General features: G+C 63.0%; 7 protein-coding genes. All 7 read left to right on the forward strand.

Annotation, left to right across the window (positions count from 1 at the left end; translation table 11 throughout):
- Positions 1 to 66: 66 nt before the first annotated feature.
- The 7 genes from holA to ACTHJ1_RS10195 all read left to right on the forward strand — a co-directional run bounded on the left by holA (position 67) and on the right by ACTHJ1_RS10195 (position 5,183).
- The gene (gene holA / locus ACTHJ1_RS10165) at positions 67 to 1,110 is read left to right on the forward strand and encodes a DNA polymerase III subunit delta (RefSeq protein ID WP_440191544.1); all 1,044 of its coding nucleotides are present in this window, start codon (positions 67 to 69) and stop codon (positions 1,108 to 1,110) included.
- 98 nt (positions 1,111 to 1,208) lie between these two features.
- On the forward strand, positions 1,209 to 2,468 hold the full coding sequence (locus ACTHJ1_RS10170; protein WP_440191526.1) for a glutamate-5-semialdehyde dehydrogenase: 1,260 nt from the start codon (positions 1,209 to 1,211) through the stop codon (positions 2,466 to 2,468).
- Between the two features lie 3 nt (positions 2,469 to 2,471).
- Positions 2,472 to 2,864, forward strand: a complete 393-nt coding sequence (locus ACTHJ1_RS10175; protein WP_440191529.1) for a hypothetical protein — start codon at positions 2,472 to 2,474, stop codon at positions 2,862 to 2,864.
- A gap of 112 nt (positions 2,865 to 2,976) precedes the next feature.
- Entirely contained in the window at positions 2,977 to 3,249 is a 273-nt protein-coding gene (locus ACTHJ1_RS10180; protein ID WP_440191532.1) for a GNAT family N-acetyltransferase, read from the forward strand.
- Complete coding sequence (locus tag ACTHJ1_RS10185; RefSeq protein WP_440191535.1) at positions 3,246 to 3,677, forward strand: YchJ family protein; 432 nt, start codon at positions 3,246 to 3,248, stop codon at positions 3,675 to 3,677. Before ACTHJ1_RS10180 ends, ACTHJ1_RS10185 begins: the two co-directional genes overlap by 4 nt.
- A 71-nt stretch (positions 3,678 to 3,748) precedes the next feature.
- On the forward strand, positions 3,749 to 4,453 hold the full coding sequence (locus tag ACTHJ1_RS10190; RefSeq protein WP_440191538.1) for a glutathione S-transferase N-terminal domain-containing protein: 705 nt from the start codon (positions 3,749 to 3,751) through the stop codon (positions 4,451 to 4,453).
- A gap of 175 nt (positions 4,454 to 4,628) precedes the next feature.
- On the forward strand, positions 4,629 to 5,183 hold the full coding sequence (locus ACTHJ1_RS10195; RefSeq protein ID WP_440191541.1) for a flavodoxin family protein: 555 nt from the start codon (positions 4,629 to 4,631) through the stop codon (positions 5,181 to 5,183).
- Positions 5,184 to 5,348 lie beyond the last annotated feature (165 nt).

Here is a 5,348-nt window from a genome sequence, read left to right on the forward strand (position 1 = left end):
GCCGGCGGGGCTGCCCAAACCCCCCCCCTTTGCGGGCCGCCCCGCCGCGCGCACCGGCCGCATTCAATTCCCCCCCCCTGGCGCGCCGCCCCGGGGGCGCGCGCCGCCCCCCCGGTGGCGCCGCTGTATACGGTGTCGGGAGACGAACCGCTCCTGGTCATCGAAGCCATCGACGCATTGCGCGCCGCAGCCCGCCAGGCCGGTTACGCGGACCGCACCTCGCTGGTCATGGATGCACGCAGCGACTGGAGCGCGGCCTTGGCCGCCACGCAGACCATCTCGCTATTCGGCGACCGGAGCCTGCTGGAGATCAAGCTCGACAGCGGCAAACCGGGCAAGATCGGCGGCGAGACCCTTGTACGCCTGGCCGAACAGGCCCGAGCCCAACCCAATTCCGACGTCCTCGTCATCATCGCCCTGCCGCGGCTCGACAAAGAAACCCGCAACAGCAAATGGGCCCAAGCCCTCGCCGCGAGCAGCGTGATGGTCGACATCGCCACCATAGAACGCCCGCAACTGCCAGCCTGGATAGGCTCGCGCCTGTCACGCCAGAATCAACGTGCCGAAAAGGCCGCGCTCGAATGGATGGCCGACAAAGTCGAGGGCAATCTGCTGGCAGCGCACCAGGAAATCCAGAAGCTCGGTCTGCTCTATCCGGAAGGCGAGCTCTCGGGCGAAGACATCGAGCGCGCCGTACTCAATGTGGCTCGCTATGACGTTTTCGGCCTGCGCGACGCCATGCTGGCCGGCGACAGTGCGCGCACCCTACGCATGATCGACGGCCTGCGTGCCGAAGGCGAAGCCGAGCCGTTGGTGCTATGGGCTGTCGGCGAAGAGATCCGCCTGCTCTCGCGGCTGGCCGAAGCCCGCCAACAGGGACAGGATCTTGGCGGCCTGATGCGCCGCCTGCGCATCTTCGGCAACCACGAACGCCTGGCGCTGCAGGCGCTTTCGCGCGTGTCGCCCAAATCCTGGCCTGCCGCCGTGCAACACGCGCACGACGTAGACCGTCTCATCAAAGGCTTGCCCACCGCCGGCCGGCTCTCGGACGCCTGGGAAGAAATGGCTCGCCTCGCATTGCGCGTCGCGGCTGCCGGGAATCGAGGTTGATTCACACCCGCTCGACGTTTTGAACCGCCGATTTGGTTCTCGAGGCGCCTACGGCGGCTGAAGAACCCAGCGATTAAACACCGGCTAAACTCGCACCCATGAGCACCATCGAACAAACCATGCTAGCCATGGGCCAGCGGGCGCGAGCCGCATCGCGTCACACCATGCTGGCCAGCACCCGCCAGAAAAACCATGCCTTGCTGGCCATGGCCGATGCCATCGCCGAACACCGCGACGCGCTTCAAGCCGCCAACGCCGAAGATGTCGCCGATGCCAAGCGCGACGGCCTCGACGCAGCCTTGCTCGACCGCCTCACGCTGTCTGATCGCCATGTCGACCAGATGCAGGAGGGCCTGCGCCAGGTCGCCGCGCTGCCCGACCCTGTCGGCGGCATCACGGCCTCGACGCTGCGCCCCAACGGCATGCGCGTAGCGCAGATGCGTGTGCCGCTGGGCGTCATCGGCATCATTTACGAATCGCGCCCCAACGTCACCATCGACGCCGCGGCGCTGTGCCTGAAATCCGGCAACGCAGCCATCCTGCGCGGCGGCCGAGAAGCGTTGCGCTCGAACCTGGCCCTGGCCAAGATCGTCAGGCTGGGCTTGGCCGAGGCCGATCTGCCGCAAGAATCCGTTCAGGTCGTGGAAACCAGCGACCGCGCCGCGGTCGGCGCGCTCGTCACCATGACCGAGCACATCGACGTCATCGTGCCTCGCGGCGGCAAGGGACTCATCGCCCGTCTGGCCCAGGAAGCCCGCGTACCGCTCATCAAACATCTGGACGGCAACTGCCACGTCTACGTCGACTCGGCCGCCGATCACGACAAGGCGCACGAGATCGCCTATAACGCGAAAACCTACCGCTACGGCATCTGCGGCGCCATGGAAACCCTGCTGGTGCATGCCGCCATCGCGCCGGTCGTCCTACCCGAACTGGGCTATGCCCTGCATGATCACGGTGTCGAACTGCGCGGCTGCGCGCGCACACAGACGCTGCTGCCTTACGCCGTCGCTGCCACCGAAGAAGACTGGGGCGCCGAATATCTGGCGCCCATTCTTGCCGTCAAGATCGTCGACGATATCGACGAGGCCATGGCGCACATCGCACGCTGGGGCTCGGGCCACACCGACGCCATCGTCACTGAAAACCTGGCGGCGGCGCGGCGCTTCCAGCGCGAGGTCGACTCCAGTTCCGTGTATGTCAACCTTCCTACCTGCTTCGCCGACGGCTTCGAGTACGGTCTGGGCGCGGAAATCGGCATTTCCACCAATCGTCTGCACGCGCGCGGCCCCGTCGGGCTCGAAGGGCTCACCACGCTCAAGTGGGTACTCGACGGCGATGGCCAGACGCGAGGGTGATCCATGAGCAACCCGGCATTCATCCCCCTCTTTCAGCTCACATTCGGCATCTTCTTGCTTTGCTTCGCCGCTTTGGTCATTTGCGGCATGCTCCTGTTCTACATCAAGCACGACAAGGTGAACGCCGTCATGCAGCATCCCTATCTGCAATACAAGCCGTTCAAACAGCTGCCACTCACCATCCGCGCCACCATCGTCCTTGATTACTATCTCCATCTGGCGTTTCCCAAACGCCGCTTCTGGATAATCGGACAGGCCAATTATCTGCTCTCCCACGTCGATCCGGCTCAGGTTCCCAAAGACGTCAAATGGCTGATCTACGGATTCTGGAGCGCCTGCTGGCTGGGCATGATCGACATGGCTGCGCTCTGGGGAGTCCTCACGCTAGGACAATAAAACGAATGAGCAGGCTCCCACGCAGCGCCTTCGGCTTGTTGCCCGTTTCGCAGCTTGCATGCCGCTCCAATTCGCCAGTCACTTCGGTGTTCGCAGGTTACGGAGCTCAAGCATGATCGACATCACTCACGACGAATCTCGAGGCCGTTTCGCCTGCATCGTCGATGGCTACCACTGTGAACTCGACTATCGCGTGGACGGCCAGCGCATGGTCATTCTGCACACCGGCGTTCCGCACCAGGTCGGCGGCCGCGGCATCGCCGCCGATCTCACCTGCGCTGCACTCGATACGGCGCGCAGCCGCGGCTGGAAAGTGCTGCCGCTGTGCTCCTATGCCGAGGCGTATGTGCGACGCCATCCCGAGTACTCAGATCTGCTCGCATGAGCCGTTCCTTCGACATACCGGGCAAACCCAGGCAATCGGTCATCCATGCAGCCTGTCCCTGCGGCTCGGGCCTTGCCTATGCCAGCTGCTGCGGCCTCTGGCACGAGGGACCTCGGCATCTTCAAGCTCCGACTGCAGAAGCCCTTATGCGCTCGCGCTATGCCGCCTTCGTGCTGGACAGGGTCGATTATTTGCTGCAAACCTGGCACCCCGACACGCGGCCCCACGCCCTCGAACCTAATCCTCCAGGATGTAAATGGCTGGGCTTGCGCATCGTTGCCCATGCGCAGCAAGATCCTGATCACGCCACAGTCGAATTCGTAGCGCGCAGGCGCGACGCCGGCAGGGCCGCGCGCCTGCACGAAATCAGTCGCTTCGTGCGCATGAACGGCCGATGGCTCTATCTCGACGGCGAATTTCCAGCATAAGATGATCCGCCAAGCGGGCTCTTCGAAAAAGCCTGCGCTTCGCCCTTAAATTCACTTTCGGACGCAACTTCATGACTGCCCTGTCTCGCTTCGCCGTTACGCGCAAATGGCCCGCGCTCCACCCTGATCGCATCCAGCTCTATTCCCTGCCCACGCCCAACGGCGTAAAGGTTTCCATCATGCTGGAAGAGACAGGCCTGCCTTACGAGCCCCATCGCGTGGATTTCTCCGCCAACGACCAGATGTCGCCGGAGTTTCTTTCGCTCAACCCTAACAACAAGATCCCCGCCATCCTCGACCCGAACGGCCCCGACGGCAAACCCCTGGGGCTGTTCGAATCGGGTGCGATCCTGCTTTATCTCGCAGGCAAGGCCGGGCAGTTCATTCCCGCAGACACGACCGGCCGCTATGAAACCCTGCAATGGCTGATGTTCCAGATGGGCGGCATCGGACCCATGTTCGGCCAGCTGGGTTTCTTCAACAAATTCGCCGGCAAGGACATCGAAGACAAGCGACCGCGCGATCGCTATGTAGCCGAGTCGCGACGGCTTCTCATCGTGCTCAATCAGCACTTGGAAGACCGTGACTGGATCATGGGCAAGATTTACACCATCGCCGACATTGCCACGTTCCCGTGGATCCGAAATCTCATCGGCTTTTACGAAGCGGGCGAGTTGGTGGGCATCGACGACTTCCCCAACGTGAAGCGCGTACTCAAGGCCTTCCTGGCCCGTCCGGCGGTAGTGCGCGGCTTGACCATCCCGGCTACTGTCTGACCGCTTTTGCCTGTCTTCGGAGCCTTGCCGAATCGTATCGGCGAGGCTTTATCGTCTGCGGCACTGCTGAACATACTGTTCCATTGGCGCTCATTGTTGCCTGTCGGCAAGACGCGTAGAGTCCTGGACATGGCCGTATTCCTCTGCGGCCCCTCATCACTCCAGGAGTTTATTCATGACCAAAACTGTCGTCGTCTACTTTTCCGGCTATGGCCATACCAAACGTGCAGCGGAAGTCGTCGCCCAGGGCGCTGACGCCGAACTGCTCGCCATCGACGCGGAAGGCAATCTGAGCGACGAAGGCTGGGCCTCTCTGGATGGCGCCGATGCCATCATTTTCGGTTCGCCGACCTACATGGGTTCGGTGGCCTGGCAATTCAAGAAGTTCGCAGACGCCACATCCAAGAAGTGGTTCACTCGCGCCTGGCAGGACAAGGTCTTCGGCGGCTTCACCAACAGCGCCAGCCTCAACGGCGACAAGCAGGTCTCACTGATCACGCTGCAAACCCTGGCTTCGCAGCACGGCGGAATTTGGGTCAGCCTGGGCCTGCCCCCGGCCAATACGCAAGCAGCCACCCGCAACGACGTCAACAACCTGGGGGCTTCGGTCGGCGCGCTGATTCAGTCGCCTTCGGACGCCGGTGCCGATGCCATGTCGTCGGGCGACCTCGAGACTGCCCGTCAATACGGCGCCCGCGTTGCCGCCATCGCCAAACGCCTGGCTCACTAAGTTCTTAACGCCAGGCATGCCGCCCTGCAATAGCGGGGCGATACGGAGCAAAAGTCCCTTGCTGAGGCATTTGGCGAGGGATTTTTGTTTATTGGAGCGTGGCGGAGCGCCGGTATTTTTATATACGGTTTGGGTAGCGCGACGGGCTGGAGCCGGCGTGGGCGG

Origin of the sequence: Bordetella sp. (genome assembly GCF_051960075.1) — a bacterium.
Classification (GTDB): Bacteria; Pseudomonadota; Gammaproteobacteria; order Burkholderiales; family Burkholderiaceae_B; genus Bordetella.

Bases quoted from the DNA above. Each gene is read 5' to 3' on its own strand.
- ACTHJ1_RS10180 (WP_440191532.1), top strand. From the start codon at position 2,977: ATGATCGACATCACTCACGACGAATCTCGAGGCCGTTTCGCCTGCATC.
- ACTHJ1_RS10175 (WP_440191529.1), top strand. From the start codon at position 2,472: ATGAGCAACCCGGCATTCATCCCCCTCTTTCAGCTCACATTCGGCATC.
- ACTHJ1_RS10190 (WP_440191538.1), top strand. From the start codon at position 3,749: ATGACTGCCCTGTCTCGCTTCGCCGTTACGCGCAAATGGCCCGCGCTC.
- ACTHJ1_RS10170 (WP_440191526.1), top strand. From the start codon at position 1,209: ATGAGCACCATCGAACAAACCATGCTAGCCATGGGCCAGCGGGCGCGA.
- ACTHJ1_RS10185 (WP_440191535.1), top strand. From the start codon at position 3,246: ATGAGCCGTTCCTTCGACATACCGGGCAAACCCAGGCAATCGGTCATC.
- ACTHJ1_RS10195 (WP_440191541.1), top strand. From the start codon at position 4,629: ATGACCAAAACTGTCGTCGTCTACTTTTCCGGCTATGGCCATACCAAA.